The 2,211-nt window shown below is 40.7% G+C and carries 3 protein-coding genes, 1 pseudogene and 1 other annotated feature; of the genes and pseudogenes, 3 read left to right on the plus strand and 1 reads right to left on the minus strand.

The window, feature by feature from the left end:
* A partial coding sequence (locus C3420_RS16780) for a KGG domain-containing protein (protein ID WP_103857255.1) occupies nucleotides 1-661 on the minus strand: 661 nt, incomplete at its 3' end.
* Between the two features lie 488 nt (nucleotides 662-1,149).
* Here C3420_RS16780 and C3420_RS16785 point away from each other — a divergent pair.
* The 3 genes and pseudogenes from C3420_RS16785 to C3420_RS16800 form a co-directional block, all read left to right on the plus strand.
* On the plus strand, nucleotides 1,150-1,437 hold the full coding sequence (locus tag C3420_RS16785; RefSeq protein ID WP_005267800.1) for a BrnT family toxin: 288 nt from the start codon (nucleotides 1,150-1,152) through the stop codon (nucleotides 1,435-1,437).
* The gene (locus C3420_RS16790; RefSeq protein ID WP_103857256.1) at nucleotides 1,424-1,738 is read left to right on the plus strand and encodes a BrnA antitoxin family protein; all 315 of its coding nucleotides are present in this window, start codon (nucleotides 1,424-1,426) and stop codon (nucleotides 1,736-1,738) included. The genes C3420_RS16785 and C3420_RS16790 overlap by 14 nt, the downstream gene beginning before the upstream one ends.
* Nucleotides 1,739-1,832: 94 nt before the next feature.
* Nucleotides 1,833-2,211 (plus strand): annotated as a pseudogene (locus C3420_RS16800) (transposase); the annotation flags it as partial.
* Nucleotides 2,108-2,211: a sequence feature (AL1L pseudoknot), on the plus strand. This feature is flagged as partial in the annotation. Its footprint overlaps the pseudogene before it by 104 nt.

Raw genomic sequence — 2,211 nt, forward strand, 5'->3', positions numbered from 1 at the left:
GACCACGTCCTCGGCCACCAGAGCGGCTACCGCGATCATCATCGTCATCGTCGTCATCACGACTGCGACCACGTCCTCGGCCACCAGAGCGGCTACCACGATCATCATCGTCATCGTCGTCATCACGGCTGCGACCACGTCCTCGGCCACCAGAGCGGCTACCGCGATCATCATCGTCATCGTCGTCATCACGGCTGCGACCACGTCCTCGGCCACCAGAGCGGCTACCGCGATCATCATCGTCATCGTCGTCATCACGACTGCGACCACGTCCTCGGCCACCAGAGCGGCTACCGCGATTATCATCGTCATCGTCGTCATCACGACTGCGACCACGTCCTCGGCCACCAGAGCGGCTACCGCGATCATCATCGTCGTCGTCATCACGGCTGCGACCACGTCCTCGGCCACCAGAATTATTATCATTTATATGACTACGAGAGCCCGCTTCGCGCGCTTCTTCTGAAGTGAACTCATGAGCATTTCCACTTCGATGGGCAGCTCTCCCTGCTTCACGAGCTTCGTCAGAAGTAAATTCATGAGCATTTCCACTTTCATGAGCAGCTTTACCACCCTGACTCGCTATTTCACGTTGTCGGTCTGGGTCCATGCTCGCAAATCCACGATTTGATGTATTTGTATCATCATTTTGATTAGCCATATCTATACCGCCTTTGATTCTTCTTCGCGAAAGGTAAATAGCTTGTCTAAATTAGAAGATATAAATTTAAGAATGAACCTGGCATATGTTTCTAATCTTATTAATGTAAAAGCGCTAATTAATATTTATATAAGAAACTTTAATTTAAGAATTTTTTTTTATTTTTTATTTACGAAGATAACAAGAAAGTCCCGTATATTTACCTATAAGAACTGAAGCTAAAAATATGGATTTTTATATAAACATGTTGCCCATTTAACATAATGGTGGTTATACGAAGTACACTTGTATATTAATTTAAATATCAGATACTTATTCAAAGCATAAAAATCTAAAAACCATAAAAAAGCCGATTTTGAAACAAGTCGGCTTTTTTATGAGCAGTTTTGATAGTTCTTGCCAATAAATCAGACTAAAAATTACGCTTTTCAACTTGAGTGATACAATTTTGTGATACATTATTGTATATACAAATTTGAATGTTTTTTATGGAACAGTATTTCGAATGGGATGAGGCAAAGAATCGAAAGAATCAGAAAAAACATGATATCTCTTTCGAAACTGCAAGCCTTGTTTTTGAAGATCCGCTGAGGATCTCAATCCAAGACAGACATACCGATGGTGAAGAACGTTGGCAAACCATTGGAAAAGTAAAAGGCGTACTAATGCTACTAGTAGCACATACCATCTTTGATGAAGATGACTGTGAAATCATACGAATTATTAGTGCCAGACAGGTAACTAAGGCGGAGCGAAATCAATATGAGCATGGTTAGATATACACGCAAAGAGCTGAATGCAAATTTCAGAAACAAGCAAGATGCTGAAATTGAACGTTTGCTTGCTAAGGGAACGGTTCCTGACGATCAGCTAGATCTATCAGATATTCCTGAAATTACAGACTGGAGTAATGCTATTCGTCAGGGACAATTTTATCGTCCAGTGAAGCAACAAACCTCTGTTCGTCTTGATGCTGATGTACTTGCATGGTTAAAAGCACAAGGGAAAGGCTATCAAACGCGCATGAATAAAATTCTACGTGAAGCAATGTTAAAAGATTTAAAAAATCATCAATAAAATAATACTCTATAAATTCTAGGAAAAATGATATTTAATAATATTGAACCGTACCGGGTTTGTCGGAGAGTCAATATTCTGAGAGACTACCCCGATGACAAAATTAAAATATACCCCTGAAATCAGAGAAAGAGCGGTTCAATTATTGATTGAATCTGAAAAAGATTATCCTTCTACTTGGGCTGCAATCACAGCAATTGCGCCTAAGATTGGTTGTACTCCTGAAACACTTCGTGCCTGGCATCAAAAGCATTTAGATCAGCAAAATCCTATTAAAGTACAACAGATATCTGATCAAGAAAAAATGAAGCAAATGGAACGTGAAATTAAAGAATTAAAGCGTGCCAATGAAATTCTACGTAAAGCAGCCGCTTTTTTCGCCCAGGCGGAGCTCGACCGCCCACACAAATAATGGTGGATTTCATCCATAACAATGAAGACTTATATGGTGTTGATGCGATTTGTAGGATTTT

This window comes from Acinetobacter sp. ACNIH3 (genome assembly GCF_002918965.1).
GTDB lineage: Bacteria > Pseudomonadota > Gammaproteobacteria > Pseudomonadales > Moraxellaceae > Acinetobacter > Acinetobacter schindleri.

Coding starts and splice junctions, on each gene's coding strand:
- C3420_RS16790 (WP_103857256.1), top strand. CDS start 1,424: ATGAGCATGGTTAGATATACACGCAAAGAGCTGAATGCAAATTTCAGA.
- C3420_RS16785 (WP_005267800.1), top strand. CDS start 1,150: ATGGAACAGTATTTCGAATGGGATGAGGCAAAGAATCGAAAGAATCAG.